12 protein-coding genes and 2 pseudogenes are annotated in these 16,713 nt (G+C 69.6%); 3 read left to right on the top strand and 11 right to left on the bottom strand.

The genetic code is table 11. The features are described from left to right. Window position 1: 1 nt before the first annotated feature. The 4 genes and pseudogenes from K7787_RS00210 to K7787_RS32360 form a co-directional block, all read right to left on the bottom strand. A complete protein-coding gene (locus K7787_RS00210) occupies window positions 2–3,301 on the bottom strand; it encodes a hypothetical protein (RefSeq protein WP_223000029.1) in 3,300 nt (1,099 codons plus the stop codon). Continuing rightward, the gene (locus tag K7787_RS00205; RefSeq protein ID WP_223000126.1) at window positions 3,298–4,548 is read right to left on the bottom strand and encodes a restriction endonuclease-related protein; all 1,251 of its coding nucleotides are present in this window, start codon (window positions 4,546–4,548) and stop codon (window positions 3,298–3,300) included. The genes K7787_RS00210 and K7787_RS00205 overlap by 4 nt, the downstream gene beginning before the upstream one ends. 59 nt (window positions 4,549–4,607) lie before the next feature. Next, window positions 4,608–5,588, bottom strand: a complete 981-nt coding sequence (locus tag K7787_RS00200; protein ID WP_372456588.1) for an XRE family transcriptional regulator — start codon at window positions 5,586–5,588, stop codon at window positions 4,608–4,610. Between the two features lie 69 nt (window positions 5,589–5,657). Next, window positions 5,658–5,834: pseudogene (locus K7787_RS32360) on the bottom strand (helix-turn-helix domain-containing protein); the annotation flags it as partial. Window positions 5,835–6,040: 206 nt separating this feature from the next. On the opposite strand from K7787_RS32360, the pseudogene K7787_RS00195 reads away from it, so the two are divergent. Both K7787_RS00195 and K7787_RS00190 read left to right on the top strand, forming a co-directional pair. Further along, window positions 6,041–6,430, top strand: a pseudogene (locus K7787_RS00195) (transposase family protein); the annotation flags it as partial. A 766-nt stretch (window positions 6,431–7,196) separates the two neighbouring features. Then, a complete protein-coding gene (locus K7787_RS00190; protein ID WP_223000027.1) occupies window positions 7,197–7,712 on the top strand; it encodes a Shedu anti-phage system protein SduA domain-containing protein in 516 nt (171 codons plus the stop codon). Between the two features lie 558 nt (window positions 7,713–8,270). Here K7787_RS00190 and K7787_RS00185 read toward each other — a convergent pair. From K7787_RS00185 to K7787_RS00160, 6 genes are all read right to left on the bottom strand, one after another. Then, window positions 8,271–8,714: a phospholipase gene (locus K7787_RS00185; protein ID WP_009191125.1), complete on the bottom strand. Its 444-nt coding sequence runs from the start codon at window positions 8,712–8,714 to the stop codon at window positions 8,271–8,273. A 99-nt stretch (window positions 8,715–8,813) separates the two neighbouring features. Continuing rightward, window positions 8,814–9,380 carry a hypothetical protein gene (locus K7787_RS00180; protein WP_043261924.1) on the bottom strand — a complete coding sequence of 189 codons (567 nt, stop codon included), beginning with the start codon at window positions 9,378–9,380 and terminating at the stop codon, window positions 8,814–8,816. A 372-nt stretch (window positions 9,381–9,752) separates the two neighbouring features. After that, window positions 9,753–10,364 (bottom strand): response regulator transcription factor, encoded by a 612-nt coding sequence (locus K7787_RS00175; protein ID WP_009191127.1) that lies wholly within the window; start codon window positions 10,362–10,364, stop codon window positions 9,753–9,755. A gap of 71 nt (window positions 10,365–10,435) precedes the next feature. Further along, window positions 10,436–11,593: a sensor histidine kinase gene (locus K7787_RS00170; RefSeq protein ID WP_247720382.1), complete on the bottom strand. Its 1,158-nt coding sequence runs from the start codon at window positions 11,591–11,593 to the stop codon at window positions 10,436–10,438. 165 nt (window positions 11,594–11,758) lie between these two features. Then, window positions 11,759–14,035, bottom strand: a complete 2,277-nt coding sequence (locus tag K7787_RS00165) for a TOMM precursor leader peptide-binding protein (protein WP_223000025.1) — start codon at window positions 14,033–14,035, stop codon at window positions 11,759–11,761. Then, complete coding sequence (locus K7787_RS00160) at window positions 14,032–14,202, bottom strand: hypothetical protein (RefSeq protein WP_019984864.1); 171 nt, start codon at window positions 14,200–14,202, stop codon at window positions 14,032–14,034. Before K7787_RS00160 ends, K7787_RS00165 begins: the two co-directional genes overlap by 4 nt. A gap of 328 nt (window positions 14,203–14,530) precedes the next feature. On the opposite strand from K7787_RS00160, the gene K7787_RS00155 reads away from it, so the two are divergent. After that, window positions 14,531–15,286: an AfsR/SARP family transcriptional regulator gene (locus tag K7787_RS00155; RefSeq protein ID WP_233359384.1), complete on the top strand. Its 756-nt coding sequence runs from the start codon at window positions 14,531–14,533 to the stop codon at window positions 15,284–15,286. A 373-nt stretch (window positions 15,287–15,659) separates the two neighbouring features. Here the strand turns inward: K7787_RS00155 and K7787_RS00150 are convergent, their stop codons facing one another. After that, a complete protein-coding gene (locus K7787_RS00150; protein WP_223000024.1) occupies window positions 15,660–16,493 on the bottom strand; it encodes a 4'-phosphopantetheinyl transferase family protein in 834 nt (277 codons plus the stop codon). Window positions 16,494–16,713 lie beyond the last annotated feature (220 nt).

The raw sequence follows: 16,713 nt of genomic DNA, 5'->3' as shown, positions 1-16,713 counted from the left end.
TTCAGAGCGTCTCGCGGTCGAGCCCTGCGTAGGTCAGGAATGCCTGAAGCGCTTGACCGTAGAGCTCATTCATGATGTCGCGCTGTTTCGGCGTCCAGTCGCGGTAGATCTGTTCGATGATCGTGGCCAGGTCGGAGCTGAACTTCTTGTCGTGGATGGAGTGGTCCACGATGTGGAGGGTCATGTCGGTCTCGCCCCGCCGGGCACGGCCGGCGAGCTGGATGAGCAGGACGAGCATGCCTGCGACGAGTTCCTTGCGCAGGTCGTGGTCCATGTTGGAGAACCGGGCCGGGGAGCGAAGGATCTTGGTGAGTTGCTTCCAGGAGGCTTCGCCTGCTGTGCGCAGGACGGCCAGGGGCTCGTCGCTGCCGCCGGCGGGAAGGGTGTTGTAACCGGCGGCGTTGACGCTTGCGTGCAGCCAGTCGGTGTCCTCGATGCTCAGGACAGGCCGGACGCACAGATAGATGTCGCGGACTGCCGAGCGCGTTCCGACGACGATGTTCAGGCCCCGGCCGATGACGGCGAGGGGAGCGATCAGGATCTCTCCGCGGTCGGGGAACTCCTTGAGCTCTTCGCGGACCATCCGGTCCACGTGGGCAGGCAGGTGCTCCTCGTAGTTCTGTTTCTCCGGCTTCTTCACCAGCAGGCAGATCCGGTGGTTCAGCCCGTCGGCCTGTGCCACCCCGGAGGCGAGGTAGGCGGCCTGCTCATAGGAGTTGACGGCGAGGATGACGCGAGCCCGTTCCGGTTCGTGCTTCTCCAGGCGGGCCAGGCGCTTGGCGAGCTGCTGCTCGTACAGGCCCCGGCCGAGATCGCGCAGTGCGTTGGGCTTCAGCTCTGGCGGGAGACCCCCGATCCTCATGGCATCCCCGCTGCTGCCCCGTACAGGCGTGGCGAGGGTGACGATGGACTCCGGACGGGTGTCGGGGAGCCACCAGCGGACCGGGGCATGGATGTGTTCCTGTACGGCCTGTGGTAGGTAGGCGGTGGCGGACAGGCCCATGACCGGACGCTGCACGCCGGCCGCCAGCAGGGCGGTGAGGCCGCCGAGTTCGCTGACGAAGGTGTGCGGATCACCGCCGAAAGAACGTGACAGGAGTTCCGCTTCCTGCTCCTTTTTGTCCATGCCCTTGACCTGGTAGCCGTGGATGGAGCGGCCCAGCATGGCCAGGGGGTAGAGGGTGGCGACCGTGCTGCTGCGCATGCTTTCAAGGATCTTGCGGACCGATCCCAGGTCGAGATAGCGCAGGGTCTGGGCCTGCATGCGCAGCTCGTCCAGCGCGCTGTCGAGTTCCCGTAGCACGGTGCGGGTGATCAACAGGTTCACCACGGCGGCCTGCTGATGCGGATCGGGCACGAGCTCACGCAGGAGCGTGCGCATCGCGTCGCGAGTGTCGGTGAGGTGGTCCTGGCCGCGCTGCGCGGTGAGGATCGTCAGGGCTGTTTGGATGGCGTTCCAGTCGGCTCCGTCGGGAAGCTCGGCCTCCTCATCCGGTTCGGCCGCGTACCAGCGGGCGGGCATGATCTCGTCGAGGAAGGCGAACAGCTCGGGCGGAACGTCGTCGGCCGCGGTCTGGTCGGGGAACAGGAGCTGAAGGATTTCACGGTCCCTCGAGCGGGCCAGGCGCCAGCCGGTGTTGTCGCGGCTGGCCCCGTCAGGGCTGTCCGCCTGGTTGCCCGGGTTCAGCCTGAGCCCGCTGCCTGAGCAGAGCCACAGCAGCAGCATCTCAGCCATGAGTCGGGCGTGGCTGACCGGCGCTGCGAGGGCCATCTCATGGACGACGGGGAGGTTCCTGGCGTCCGAGTCGATTTCCCGCAGCGCGGTCGTCCGTTTCCGGGAAGCCAGAGTGAGCTCCGAGGTACAGCGGTTGATGGCGGCCGTCTGGAAGGCATCGATCTCATCGATCACCAGCGCATCGCAGGCACGGAGCGTCATCTCCAGCACGCTCATGCCCCTGGTGCCACGTGCCTTGCCACGGAACTCCTGCCCGTCCAGGACGACACCGATGCGTGTGCGGCCTTCCAGGAGGTTGGCGTGGTTGGTGACGATCACGGCCGCGTCGGTGGCCCGGTAGAACTGCTGGAACTTGCCGCACACCGGGGCGAAGGAGCAGGTGAGCCGGGTGGAGCCGGTGGCCGCAGAGGTCAGCGAGGTGCAGTTCTCCTCCCCGTACGGGTACAGGGTGGGCGGGTCCATCAACGCCCGCTGCGCGCAGCCGGCCGACAGCAGCGCGATATCGGTCCTGGCGCGCCGATCCCATTCGTCGATCTGGGTGGAGGTGCCCAGGGCGGCGTAGTCCATGGCCCGCCGGTGCATGCTCGACGGGGACATCAGCGGAGTGCAGTGAGCGGGCTCGGCTAGGTGCTTGTTCTTGTGCAGATAGGCCAGGTCGTTGTTGATGTCCCAGGCCATGTCCAGGGTGGCGCGGACATCGGTGACAGCGAGGGCGATCCGCCGGTCGTTGAGCGCTGCCCAGGACGCCATGACCCGTACGAGTACCGTTTTGCCGCTACCCGTGGGGGCGTTGAGGACCTGCAGGTCTCCGGTCGTCAGGTCGAGTTCGGTCAGCTCGCCGTCGGTCGTCTTCATTGCCTTGAAGAAGCGCTTGAGCACCTTGTGCAGGTAGGCGACGCTCTTGTCCTGGCCGCTGAGGATCTTGGCGACATCCAGGAGTTGGTTCACTGTCGGCGCGACCCGGTCGCGCTGCGGGCGGGTGTGCACCTGCGGGAGCACCTCGTGGCCGGGCGCTTCAAGGAAGCCGGGAGTCGCCTGGATATGGATCTCCCTGCTGGTCGTGCCGTGCTCTTGGCCCAGGTAGGCCGTCCTCGTCTTGAGGGTTCCCGGGCCCGCGAACGCCTGCGCCTTGGGGCGCTTGCCGAAGGTGAAGAACGGCCCGGTGACCCGCTGTGCGTAGCCGAGGAAATCCCCTCCCACCCTGGGGATCACCGCCTCGGCCAGCTGCGGGTCTCCGGCCGGCAGCCGCAGCGAACCTCCCGACCTGTCCGCGAGGTCGGGATCGGGGGCCAGGGTGCCTAGGAGTGCGAGGACGGCGGCCCGGAGTTTCTTCGCATCCGTCCATTCGGGAGCCATCAAGGCCATCACCTGACGGATCAGGTTCCGCTCGGCCACTGGCAAGCTCGCCCATTCCGACCATGCGTGCGGCTTGCGGTGGGCGAAGAACGTGGCCTCTTCGAAGCCGGCCAGGATGCGCCCCTCGTCGTCCTTGCGGGGAAGGTAGTGCGCGGCCAGAGCGAGTGCTCCAGCCAGGCCGGCTTCCTTCCCCGTCATCTCCCCGCTCACGCCTGGCCCTCCTTGGTCTGCGTGATGACCATCTCCAGGTAGTCCGTCGCGGTCATCGCCGCCTTCATCCTGTATGTGCGGCACACCGCATGGAGCTGGGCCACCTGGTCCTGGCGATGGTCGGGCACCACCAGGTACTCGGCGCCGCCCTTATCGCCGCCGTCCATGTGGAGCTTGCTGACCAGGTGATTCGGCCAGGTGTAGTCCTTGAAGTCAGCAAGAAGCTGCGGCTGTTCGCTGCCTTCGCGGGTGATCCACAGGTCACACTGGTCCCCGTTGGGCCACAGATGTGATGTCCAGGCGGTCCCCTCCAGGGCCGCCGCGGCGGCTCGGTGCAGCGCCAGTTCGGGTAGGCCAGGGATGACGGTGTAGCGCCACACCGGCCGTACCAGCGCCATGTACTCCGCGGCCGGCTTGGCCTGCGGCACGTGCGGTAGGGCCCCGGTCCACAGGCGTGCGAACCGGTCAGACGGGACCCGGCATTCGAACGTCGGACTCAGCTCGGGGGCCGACTTTTTGCGGGCGGTCACGACGAACTCGTACGACGCGCCCGTCTCCTCATGCCAGGGGTACAGACACCGCACCCTGCCCCTTGTACGCGCGCCCGTGCGGGCAGCAGTCACCTTCATCGGCCACTTGCAGGCAGGGCAGGGCCACCACCAGCCGTTGAACTGCGCGTACTGGGCGATCGGCTTGAAGAAGTCGTTCGCCCGGGACGGCAGCTTGAGCTCCGCGAGACTGCCCGCCGGCACCGTCGGGTTCTCAACCAGCGTGGAGCGGTGCCTCTGGTAGAAGGAGCCCTTGATCGCGCTGAAGACGGCTTCCTGGCTGTACTCGTCATCCAGCTTCGGTTTCGTTACCTGCCCGGTGAACTTGCCGACCTTCTGCGCGGCCCGCAGGACGCGCTGGGCTTCGTGCCGGAAGTCGAACCCGTCCTCCGTGGCGACGCCCTCGCTGTCCATGAGCCGCACGCCGGCGAGAGCCTCGCTGTCGATCCAGTCGGGCAGCAGCCCTTCCAGGGAGCCAGCCCGGTCGCCAGTGAGCCTGCCCATCAGTTCGTCGAACAGGATCAGGTGCCCCGGGCCGCAGGCCGCCATCAGGATGCCGTGGGCCTCCATGAGGCGGTCCAGGCGTCTCGGCCCGTCCAGTCCCTCGCCGACCATCGCGTGCTCGCACACGGCGAACGCCTTGACGATCTCCAGCAGTGCGTGAGTCTGCTGAATATCCGTTGTGTCGTCAGCTTGCATCACGCGCCGGACCCTACGGCAGGCCACTGACAACGGGCCCTGGAAATCGCGAAAAGAGTTCAGTCAGAGCTTTCGTCGAGGCCCTCGGTGTCGATACTGGGATACAGGCCGCGGTAGGCGTCGAGGTGGTTGATGATGTGGCTCCGCCCGGAGTCGGTGAGGAACCACCGGTACGGTCCATGAGCCACTCCGTCGGGGTGCCGCAACACGATGAAGCCCCGGCTCGGGGTCCGTCCGTCAGGGCTTTGCCCCACCGCCAAGTAATGCGGCCCACGTCCGGCGAGGCTGCCGTCCACCCCCTGCGCCCCGGCGCGCGCGACCCTAACCATGATCTTCCACAGCCACAACGACAGCAGCGGCGCGGGTGGCCCTGCTTCCCGGGGAACCCCGAGGGCCGCACGGGCCACCGCTCGCCCGCGCCGGGTCATCTCCACCCGGGTACGCGGGATATCCCCCAGCCCATCGACATACAGCCGGTCCCGGTACACGACGATCAGGCCCCGCCGCTCCAAAGCGGCCACCGACGATCCAGCTCCGGGGTCGTGTACACCCGCTGCGCGCAGCCCCTCCTGAATGCGGGTGTACCCGACTACATCAGACGAGGCGGAGACCGCCAACGTCATGCGCCGCCATTCGGCTGCCGGCCGTTGTTCCGCTCCCACCAAGCGGGCCTGCCGCTGTTCTTCCTCTACCTCCTGGTCGTGACGGAAGATGCACGTCAGATAGGTACGTTGCCGCTCGTTGAGGGCCCTCCATACAGCCATCGACTCCTCGGAAGGCTGACGTGGACGTCGGACGGGAAGCACTGGGAGAGGGTCCTCCGGGCGGCTGCGGCGCCAGGCATCCATCACCACCCGGTCGGGGACTCTATAGACCTGGGCGATCATGTGCGCCACCCTCCCCAGGGTCTCCGGAGATCCCCACATCCAGCCGCGCACACCTCTGCCACGCTCAAGATCGCGGATCTTCTCGGCGCTGATATGCAGGCCGTGTGCACCACGCTTGCGCCGTAGAGCTGAGGCGGCCTCTTCCGTGCTCAAGCCAGCATCACGACGCAAGTCGGCCAGGCTCTCGGTACCCGGTTCGCGCCCTGTCAGATCCTGCGCACCACATCGCAGAACCTCTAGCAATCGGCCGAAAGCTCGGTCACCAACAGTCCGTGTTCCCGCTTCCCAGTGGCGTACAGCACGTGGCGTAACCCCTACAGCCTCGGCGAGCTGTTCCACGCTCATGTCTCTGAACAGTCGTTGGCGTTGCAGGGCCTGGGGACGGAGGGACTGTGCCATACCGGAAGCAAAACGTAGTGAACAGTTCACTGCAACTGTTCACGACGGGGCGATCCTGATCCCGGCCAAGCCGGTTGCGGGCATCTACCGTCCAGAGCTTCGGGCCATCACTGGTTGCCGCTTAGGACGCGCGCGGTCCGTGCTTCTCGGTGGGCAGGGGGGCGAAGGTGCCGAGCATCGGTTTGGCCGCAAGCCGCGCGGGGGTGCGCCACGGTGTGAACGTGCAGGTGGTCACCGATCCGGACGGCCGGTTGCTGTGGCTCTCACCCGCGCTGCCGGGCCGGTCTCATGACCTGACCGCCGCCCGCACCCACCGGATCATCCGCATCTGCGAGCGCCAGGGCGTCCCCATCCTGGCGGATCTTGCCTACCAGGGCGGTGGCCCCTGACTGACCAGGGCATCAAACAAAGGCCCCTGCAGGAACTCACCTCCACCGAGAAGACCGTCAACCGGGCCCTGGCCGCGGCACGGGGCACCGGTCGAACGCGGTGTCGCCCGCCTGAAGTCCTGGCGGATCTTCCGCAGAGCCCGCTGCAGCCCGAACCGCATGACGTCAATCGCCAAAGCCGTCCTCACCCTGGAGCGGCAACGCTGAAGAAGCTCACTGAAGAACCACCACACCAAGTCGCCGCTTGCGGCTACGGTGGGCGCGGCGTTTCAGAAGGAGGGGACGTGCCAGAGCTACGGTGGCAGGTCGTGGCCGAGAGCCTCGAATGTAAGTGCAAGGCACCGACGGCCGAGCAGATTACCATCGCCCGCGCCTTGGGCTTGCCCCTAGGACAGGCCACACCCGCGCCGGTCGCTGCCGCCGAGCTGCGCGTCCTGCTTCGAATGCCTCTGGGACTCACGCTCGCCGGTGACTTCGGCGACGACGAGTACGAGGTCCTCCTCGATCTTGCGAACCGCACGGACCTGGCGGTTCCCGACATGGATAAGCTCGGGTGCCGGGAGGTGCTTAACGCCTGGCTGCGCGTCGCCCGTGACCGCGAGTCCGCCGCCGCCCTGCGTCGGCTAGAGCCTGCGGTCGATGACGTAGTTACCGCTCGCGACCGGCGCAAGGGGCCGGGTATGCACGGCGAGATTTCATCAATCGGCGCCAATGGCCGACTGCACTTCCGGGGCGGCCACGGGCTGGGTACTGCCCCGCATGGGTCACCCGCATCACCCGCCCCGGTGAGGACGGCTATCTCGATCAGCTCCATCTGGCCCGCGAACACGCCGCTGCGGTTCAGAGCAACCCGGCTCGGATTACCCGAGCCCAGGAGGCACAGCTGGAACGCTGGCGGATCAACTTTCCAGCGACCCCGGCGGCGATCGAGGCACTGCGCAACGCACTGGAGACAGCGGACGACGAGGCCGCGATGCAGCGGCTCTTGGAGAAGCACCCGGCGCTGCTGGCCGGCACCGTAGTGGGCACCCACGACACCTGGATCCGGCCCCAGGTTCAGCTCGGCAACCACTACATGGCCGACTTCATGATCGCCGGTCAGACCTCACTCGGAGTTCGGTGGACGCTGGTCGAACTGGAGAGCCCGGTCAGTCGCCTGACCAACCCCGGCAATAGGCGGGCGACGGCCACCCTGCGGCACGCGGTCGACCAGATCGAGGACTGGCGCAGGTGGCTGTCCACCAATCTGCACTACGCCCGCTCCGCGCGCGACGCCGACGGGCTGGGCCTGCCGGGTATCACGGCCGAAGTCCCAGGCTTGATCATCATGGCCCGCGAGACTTACGACGACGCAGCCGCCGAAATCCGGGAACTGCATGCCCGGCGCTCCCACATCCAGGTACGCACCTACGACTGGCTGATGCGCATCAACGAATCCCCCGACCCTCTGCGCCGAGACGCCCCCGACCAACGCCTTCGGCTCGCTTGAAACCAGCCGTCCGTCTGCAAGCAGCGTCAGCCTGGAAAGACCTAGGCCCTGGCGTTCTCGATGGAGTGCAGAAGGCACGCCTTCATCGGGTGCGCCGGCCGGTCAGCCCGAAAGCCCACGAACGTGCCTGCCGAGCCAACGGTCCGTGCCCGGGCAGTTGGTCGTGGCAGCCTGCTCCGGCCCGGAGAGGCGGGATGTGCTGTGCGTCATGACGCTCGTTTGACGCTCTGGTCTCCCGCAGGCGGCACAGCGAGCCGAGAGATGGCCTCTGACCTGGCCTTTTCCGAGACTCGCTCAAGCCGACATCTTTCCGATGACCCACCACGTCGAGTGCGTCGCCGTCCTGGAACCGGTTGCGAAGGGCGCCTGACTCGCTGTTCTGTGCGTGCGCATGGTGAGTGATGTGGGTGTTACGGGCGATGTCCGTCTCGCTGGTCGGCAGGCGTTCAGGTCGCAGGGCCCGGCTTCTCGGAGCCGGGCCCTGCGGGTGTTGCGTGCCGTGAACCGGTCGATGAGCGGGTGGAGGTCTTCGGTGGGGCAGGGTGCGCGGCGGTGTTGTCAGCCGAGGGCCTTGACCGCCTGGTAGTACGTCCAGGCCGTGGAGTCGCACGCGGTCTTCGACGCCCCGGAGTAACCGGCGCAGACCCGCTTCAGGTCGGCGTAGAGGGCGTCGTCCAGGCGGGCCTTGTTGGTGCTGAACGTGCCGGCCGCCTTGTAGTTGCGGTAGCCGAAGTCGTGACGGGCGCAGGAGGTCTTGAAGGGGAAGCCGAGGGGGTTGTCGGGGGAGGAGCTGCAGTAGTCCGTCGACCAGTCGAAGCCGTAGGCCGACCAGGCGCCCTGGTTGGCGCGCGCCGCCACCCAGGAGTTGTAGCTGGAAGCGCTGGTCTGCGTCCAACTGCTCAGAACCTGGGGCTTGTCGGCCGGGGCGGCGAGGGCGGGGGAGGCGAGGAGTACGACTCCGGTCGCTCCGGTGGCGAGCAGGGTCGCGAGGCGACGACGCATCTGGGTCCTCCAGCGGGCGGGCGCCGGGTACTTCCCGGCGCGGCACGCCACAGACTGGAGGGATCAGTTATTCGAAATCTTGGCCGGAGCTATACGGGGCTACACGGACCAGACGGTCCGGGAGGGGCGCGGGAGGCTCAGGGGTGCGAGCGCGGCCAGGAGCGTGAGGGCCGCGAGCGGGAGCAGGTCCAGGTTGACGGTGATCAGCGCGAAGGAGACGAAGGTCAGGACCGGGGTCCAGACCGGGAGTCGCCTCGGGCGGGCCGTCGCCAGGAGCGTCAGGAGCGTGAGCAGGCCGCCCTGGAAGGCGAGCGGGCCGGCGAGTTGCAGCGGGGCGGGGAGCGGGGCGGCGGCGTGGAGGGCGGGGCTGAGGTCGCCGAGGATGACCCAGACGAAGCAGGCGGCGCCCGAGAGGCCCGCGACGGTGGCGGTGTTCGCGGTGACGCGCCGGCCGGAGGTGGAGCGCGGGACCAGGCGGCGCAGGGACAGGAGTAAGGCGCCCAGGAGGAGGAAGGCCGCGAGGAAGAATCCGTGACCGAGGTTCCACGCCACACCCGGGCCGCGGTCGCCGTCCATGCCGTCGATCAGGCGCAGCACGCCGTACGCGAGGAGGAAGACGGGGATCAGGACGGCGAGACGGTGGGGGGTACGCGCTGTCGTTGTCATGGTTCCACCGTCGCGGACCGCGGTGTTCCGGACCATCGGGATCAACCCTGGGCGCACCCGGAGGCGTACCTTAGGGGGCGCTTCATGGGCTTGGGGCAGGGCATCGCCGTGCGTGTGGGGTGCGGCGGTGTGGGGGCGAAGAAGGCGGGCTGACGCGGTGGTTGAGGCTGTGGAGTCCCCTAGGGGAGGGGGTCCGGCCGCTCAGGGGTCGGTCGGGGGCAGCGGGCACGTCGTGGGCCCGCCGCCAGTGGTCGAGAAGGTCGGCGCGGGCGCTCGGGGGCGACGCCGGCCTCGGCTCTGGGCTGGATCTGTTGATCCGCAGATTTTCCGGTCGGGCCGGTTCCCGCGATGAGAGGTGACCGCCCGTCAGGTCTACGGCAGCCAGCCCGCTTCCCGGGCGATCCGGATCGCGTCCACCCGGTTGCGGGCCAGGAGCTTGGTCACCGCCGAGGTGAGGTAGTTGCGTACCGTTCCGCGGGCCAGTCGCAGCTGCTTGGCGATCTCCCCGGCCTCCAGACCGTCCGCGGCCAGCCGCAGCACCTCGGTCTCCCGCTCGGTCATCGGGTTCTCCGCGGTGCCCCAGACGTCCAGGGCGAGCTGCGGGTCGATGACGCGCTGGCCGGCGACCACCCGGCGGACGGCGTCGGCCAGTTCGTGCGGCGGGGCGTCCTTGAGCAGATAGCCGTTGACCTGCGCGGTGAGCGCCCGGCGCACCGTGCCGGGACGGCCGAGGCTGGTCAGGATCAGCGACCGGCACTCGGGCAGCTTCTCCCGCAGCAGTGCGGCCGCGTTCAGACCGTCCAGTCCGGGCAGGTCGACGTCGATGATCGCCACGTCGGGACGGCAGTCGAGCGCGGTGGGCACGATCTCGTCGCCGCGCGCCAGCTCGGCGACCACCTCGAAGTCGTCCTCCAGGCCGAGCAGAGCGACCAGCGCGCCGCGCACCATGTTCATGTCCTCGGCCAGGAGCAGGCGTATGGCCACGTGCGGATCTCCTTCGGCGGCCGGAGCCGCTGCTTCTCTGTTCTCTGTAGGGCGGCTCGGGCGGCGGATTCTCAGGCGGCCGGTGCCATGGCGTCGGCGTCGGACCGGCGGCGTCCGGGGAAGGCCGGGGCCTCGGCGACCAGCCGGAAGGTGTCGTCAGGGCCGAAGCCGGTGTGCAGCTCCCCGGCGATCTCACGCATCCGGGAGGCGAGGTTGCCGAGCCCGCTGCCGCTGTGCACGGACAGGTCGCAGTAGTCGGGCTGCACGCCGTTGTTCTCCACGACCAGCCGGATCCGGCCGCCGTGCTGCACCGCCTCGATCACACAGCCGTCGGCCTTGGAGTGCCGCAGAAGATTGGTGACCGCCTCGCGCAGGACGGCCGCGAGGACGGTGCTGACCTGCGGGCTCATCGTGCCCTGCTGGAGCGTCACACGGGTGTCCACGTCCGCGGCGACCAGCAGCCCCTCCGCCGCGTTGACCTCCTCCACCAGGGACATGTCGCGCATACCGCTGGCGACGGTGCGCACGTCGGCGAGCGACTGCCGGGAAATGGCGAGGACTTCACGAATTTCGGTGAGAGCACGCTGTGAATTACCTGGGAGCAGTCGATGAATGAGCTCGCTTTTCAGCGTGATCGCGGAAAGGCTGTAGCCGAGCAGGTCGTGCAAGTCGCGGGCGAAGCGCAGCCGTTCCTTGGTGACGGCCATCCGGGCGAGACGGCCCCGGGTGTCGTGCAGGACGTGCACGAGGTCGGCGAGCCGGGTGAGGCCGAACACCACGATCCCGGTGAGCAGGGTGGACTGGCACAGGTAGAAGCTGTCGACCAGTGAGCGGCCGTCGAGGACCGGCGGCAGCAGCATCGAAAGACCCACCGCCGCGTACGAGGCCCAGGCGATCCGGGTCGGCAGCAGAAGCAGCAAGGAGCCGGCGAGAAAACCGGCCATACCGCCCCACTGGGCGTGGAAGAGGAGGATCGGCAGGTAGGTCAGAAGAGCTTGAGCCCCCAGGGTGACGGTCTTCTGCCGCCTGGAGGCTCGTCCCGCGCCGGTGCGCGAGTGTCTGAGCTGCAGCCAGAAGATGGCGGCCAGGCAGGTCAGGGCCACCGCGCTCATGCCGGCACTCGGCTTGGCGGCGAGGACGTTGAGCATCGCGATGACCGCGAAGCTGCCCAGTGCGGCGAGTAGAATGGCGCGGGCCAGACGCGGTGCGGGAGGTTCCGAATACCCCAAATACAGGGAATCGCCTTCCTGTTCCGGAAAATCGCCATGTGCGACATCCGGATGCTCTGGATCGTGCTGTGCCGACATCAAGCTCTGGCCCCCCTCGCTTGCCCACAGCTCTAAGCGCACTGTGATGATAAGCGAAGGTAGGCCTGTGCGCTCGGGTGATGTCGGCTAGACGAACACGGGTACGACGTTGAGGTCGGCGTAAGGCGTCGGCTCGGACAGCCGGCCGAGGGCGACCGGAACGTCGAAGAGTCTTCCGTCCGCGAACCTTGGCCAGAAGTGCCGCATCCCCGGCACGACCACCTTGACGACGGGTAGTTGCAGGTCCGGGCGGGTCTGGTTGAGCACGAGAAGGTCCATGCCGCGCTCGCGCACCAGTTCGGTGACCGCGGTCACATCGTCGCGCAGATCGGTGTGGGAGGGAAAACAGCCATGCGCGAGGGTGGGTGCCGCGGACGGATCCGGGGCCAGATATGGCTGATTAGCGACGGTCGCGGTTTGCCACCAGCGCACCGCTTCGGGGTCATTGATGGCGTAATTCGCACCATCCCTGCCCGGTGCGACGGCGGGGAGCAGTTGTCCCATTTCGGTGAGCGCCCGGCGCAGGGCGATCCGCGGGTCGAAGTGCGCCCCGAAGCCGAACACGATCTCCTCCGGGAAGGAGCCGACGCGCCGGGAGAGCGCCGCGACCACCGGTATGCCGAAGTCGGACGTCAGGTCGAGCGCCCACACCTCGCGCCCGGCCCGCCGGCAGCCGGCCCGCACCCGGTCCACGTAGGGGTCGTCCGCGCTGTCCAGGTCGACGGCCGGCTGGCGCAGCCGGTTGTACCACCACAGGGCGACGGCGTCGCGCTCCACCAGTTCCAGGAAACCCTGCAGCAGCGCGTCCTCGGGGCTGCTGCCGGCCGCGTTGCCGTTCGAGTCCGCGCACAGGCCGTCGGCGGCGGGCTCCTGGCCGAAATAGAGCAGGGACGTGGGCAGCAGACGCTGGGTGTTTTCGGTCATCGACCACACCGGGGTCCACTCGGTGGGGCGGTCGTCGGCGAACGGCTCGGGGACGTGGCTCAGCCAGGATCCGGTGGCGTTCCAGGCGTCCCGCTCGCTCAACTGACGCTCCGAGTACAGCTGGCACTCCCGCGGGTGCACGGCGGCCGGCCCGAGCGCCGCGTAACTGTCCACCACCACCGGCTCGTCACCGTGCCGGGTGCCGCTGTAGCGCTCCACCGCCTCGCACAGCGCACTGGTCCTCGCGTCGGTCGCGGTGACGCCCTTGCCGCCGCTGAGCGCGCGCAGCCCCGCGCGCAGCCCGGCCAGGGAGGCCGCGCCCATGGCCAGGTTCTGGCCGGAGAGGTAGGACTCCACGAAGTCGGGGCAGCCGCGGGCCCGGCTGATGTCCCTGATGACGCCGGTGACCGGGTCGACCAGATGGCCGTAGCGGTCGAGCATCTGCTGCGGGGTGAGCGCCCGGTGTCCGCCCGAATCCTGGTTCGCCTTGGGCCGGGACACGGGCACGAAGGGGGCGCACACCTGCCGGGCGACCAGTTCGTGGTCGCCGCACGCCGGGCACTGCGGCAGCGCCGCCACCGGGTGCGCGTCCGTGGTGAGCCGCAGGGTGTCCAGGACGTGCACGGCGCTCTGCCCGGCGTGCCGGATCCCGGCCAGCCACTTCGCCGTCTCCAGCGCGGCCAGTTGGGCGGCCGCCGCCGCTCCCGCGGGCAGTTGCCCGGCCGGCCTGCCCGCGGGTCCTTCGAGTCCGAGATGGCGCTGCAGCAGCGCCTCGGAGCGGCGGTGGCCGCGCAGCCGCGGAGCCAGACAGGACCAGCACGGCCCGGCGTCCGGCCGGAACACCGGGCCCACCCAGGGGTCGGCGCCCGCCGTGCGGGCGAGCAGCCAGGGCACGCCCTCGGCGCGCAGCGCGGCGCCGACGCCTTCGAGGGCCGGGTCGAGGTAGTCCGCGCACAGGACGAGGGCGAAGGCGGCCGGGTCGCCGTCCGGCGCGAGGCGGATCCCGGACTCCCGCAGGGCCGTGTGCAGCCGGGCCGGATCGGTGCCGGGCAGCGCCACCACCCGTACCCGGGCCGTGGCCACTTCACGGGCCGCGAGGCCGCCGTCGAGGCCGGCCAGGTCCCAGTACGCCTCGGCGGCCAGGGCGGCCGGGGGCGCCGAGGCGGTGCGCAGCCGGAGGAGCCCCGCCGACTCCAGCGCGGCGAGCGCCGCCCCTGCCGCGTCCGGCCCCAGCGCGAGCGCGGCCTCCCGCAGCACCGCCTCCCGGTCGCGGGTGCCGTCCAGCAGTGGCGCGAGGACCTGCGCCGCGTGTCCGCGCAGCGCGGTCACTCCGCGCTGCGAGAGCAGATAGGCGGCCTCTCCGGGGACCACGGTGACCCGGAGGTGGCTCTTGAAACCGATGAACCCCGTGCCGCCGCGGTGTCTCCCGGTGCGGGTCACGCGAGGAAGTCCGCTGTGGCCGGCACGGAGTGGGTGTAGGTGACGGTGAACAGGACGGCGTCCTGGTCCGCCGGAACGTCCAGGTTCTCGATCACGAGCTGGGCGCCCGAGGCGGTCTCGGCCGCGACGTGCGTAAGAGCGCCGGGCTGCGCGGAGTGCAGGTTCATTGTGATCAATTCCCTTCGCCACGTGTGTGTTTCGTGCTGGCTACGGGGAAGATTCTGCAAATCACGGGGAACTGCCCACAGTGCCGGAGTCACCACCCGGGGGTGAACTTTTCACGCGGGTGACGGGAACGCCTCACGGCATGTGTTTTCTTCACGATCCACAGTCTGACGGATACACCTCCGACCCGGTACGGAGGCACTGGCGCGGCCCCCGCCGGCTTGGCATCGTCGCTCCACCGGGGTTCGCCCCGGGTGTCAGGCGACTCGAGCTGCTGATGGGAGCTGACAGCCGGTCATGTATGAGTTCTGTGTTCTCGGGCCCGTCGGAATGCGGTCCGCCGGAGTGGAGGCTCCGCTCGGCGGTTGTAAACAACGGACCATCCTGGCGACCCTTTTGCTGGCGGACGGCTGGGTCGTCTCCGATTCGGATCTCGGCGCGGTGCTGTGGGAGCGAAAGCCGCCGGCCACCTATCAGGCGCAGATCTACACCTACGCGTCGCGTCTGCGCGGCCATTTCAAGGGCGGCGCGACGATCACCCGTTGCGGGCGCGGCTACCGGATCGAGCGGGCCGGCGCGCGCTTCGACTTGGCGGACTTCTACCGGCTGGCCAAGGAAGGCCAGTCCCTGATGGGCGCCGGAGACGTGGACGGCGCGGCGGTGCGGTTCAGGACGGCACTCGACCTGTGGAGCGGCCCCACCCTCACCGGCGTGACCGACGCGCTGATCGACAACGAGCGCTCCCGGATCGACCTGGCCCGTATGGAGGTGCTGGAGAGCCGGATCGAGGCGGATCTGCGTCTCGGCCGCCACCACGCGCTCGTCGGCGAGCTCTCCCAGCTGGTGGGTGCGCACCCGCTGCGGGAGACCTTCCGGGCGAAGCTGATGATCGCCCTGCACCGCAGCGACCGTCAGGCGGAGGCGTTCGACGCGTTCTACGAGGGCTGCCGGCTGCTGCGGGACCAGCTGGGGGTCGACCCCGGCCCGGCCCTGCGCGGCGCGCACCAGGCGATCCTGGAGGAGGGCCTGGAGCCGGCGCTGCCGGGGAGGGGAGGACTCATGGTCGGCGCGGGAGGGCGGCCATGAGGCCCTGACCGTGTCGCGCGGGCAGGACCGGGGGCCTGCCCGGCGCGGGCAGGCCCCCGGCAGAGCGGCCGGGGCGGGTGGGTGCCGACCGCCCCGAGGGCCGCTCGTGCGCATCACGCCGGGCTCGCATGTCCTGGCGCCGTTCCCCCGAGTGCTTCGAGCAGGTGGACCCCCACGCCGCGTTGCCGTCGGTCGCCATGGCCCCGCCATGACGCCCTCCTGCGTCCTGCGATGCCGAGTGACTGCCCGAACGGGTGCGAGGTGCCCCATCACCGGACCCCATCACCGGACCCCATCACCGGACCCCATCACCGGACCCCATCACCGGACCCCATCACCGGACCCCATCACCGGACCCCATCACCGGACCCCATCACCGGACCCCGTCGCCTGATCCGGCCCGGCCCGGGCGAAAGCCTTCCTGGGCGGCGAGCGCCGCGGCCGACGAACGGATCAGCACCGGGCCCGTCTCCCCGGTCTCCCGGGCCACGGCCGCCGACAGGCACGGGCCGAGCGGGACGTCCTCGACGCGCCAGACACCGCGGACCGCCGGATCGGCGCACGCGACGCTGACCGGACCGTTCCGCTGAGGGAACACGTCCAGGCCGCGCAGCTCGGCCACGATCCCGATGCCGGCGGCCTTGAGAACCGCCTCCTTCCGTGTCCAGGCGCGCAGGAAGAAGGCCTCCCGCTCCGACACGTCGTCGACGGCCTCCAGGGCCGCCGACTCGTCGCACGACAGGGCGACATCGGCCATGCCGCCGAGATCGCGCCCGCCATGGACCTCGATGTCGATGCCCACCCGCCCGCCGGCGGTGACCGAGAGCAGCCAGTACGGCCCCGAGCGGGACAGGCTGAATTCCAGTCGCGTGACGGGCGCGACGACCCTCGGCCGGCCGTGCGTGCCGTCGGCGCACCGCGGGCAGGTGTGCCTGCCGAACCGGATCGCGTCCGGCGGGCAGCCGAGATAGTGATCGGCGAGCACCCGGCGCACGGCGGCGTGCGCTCCGGCGTAGCGGCCGTCGAAGGGCGGCCTGCGGCCCCGGTACGTACGCAGTTCGGCGGCGTCCAGCACAGCGACGTCGGCCGGGTCGGGGACGTCGGGGACCCGGCCGTGCCAGACATGGACGGCGTTGCTGCGGCCGAAGCGGCCGACGCCGGTGCCGGTGCTGCTTTCGAGTACGGGCGCATGCCCCTGAGCGGTCATCCGGTGGCTTCCTTCGTAGGGGGCGATGTGTCCCGCGGGTTGACGGCCTCGGTCACGTGCTCACCGGCCGGGGCGGAACCGGTCGGGGCGGGCCGGACCGGTCGGGCCGCGGGCGGTCCCGGCCTTGGTCCGTGCCGCGGGGGCGCCCGCGCCCAGGGGCGGGGTGACCACGGCGTTCTCCCGTTGTGACGGCGGCGAGCCGGTGCGGGCACCGGTCACG

This window comes from Streptomyces sennicomposti (assembly GCF_019890635.1).
GTDB classification, from domain to species: domain Bacteria; phylum Actinomycetota; class Actinomycetes; order Streptomycetales; family Streptomycetaceae; genus Streptomyces; species Streptomyces sennicomposti.
The sequence above is the reverse complement of the archived record's forward strand: the minus strand, read 5'-3'. Positions and strand labels throughout refer to the sequence as shown.